The organism is Alkalicoccobacillus porphyridii (genome assembly GCF_007293315.1).
Taxonomy (GTDB): Bacteria; Bacillota; Bacilli; order Bacillales; family Bacillaceae_D; genus Alkalicoccobacillus; species Alkalicoccobacillus porphyridii.
This window is the reverse complement of sequence record NZ_VLXZ01000370.1, coordinates 1-246: the sequence shown is the minus strand read 5'-3', so window position 1 is coordinate 246 and position 246 is coordinate 1. Positions and strand designations below refer to the sequence as shown.

Below are 246 nucleotides of genomic sequence, written 5' to 3'. Positions count from 1 at the left end.
GCCGATATAAATAATAAGACTCACCTGCAAACCAGACGGTAATTTAATGATGATGAACGCGTGCTTTCCGGCAATGGCGCTTATGGTGCTAGTGGGTTGTTCTACACCACCACCAGAACAGAAAGCTCAAAGGGTGAAAGTTGATCCCATTCGGTCATTGAATATGGAAGCGTTATGCAAGGATCAGGCGGCAAAACGTTATAACACCGGCGAGCAAAAAATCGACGTCACCGCCTTCGAACAGTT

The 246-nt window shown here is 46.3% G+C and carries 1 protein-coding gene; it reads left to right on the top strand.

Translation table 11 applies throughout. The features are described from left to right. Positions 1–46: 46 nt before the first annotated feature. A partial coding sequence (locus FN960_RS24635; RefSeq protein WP_143850861.1) for a YsaB family lipoprotein occupies positions 47–246 on the top strand: 200 nt, incomplete at its 3' end.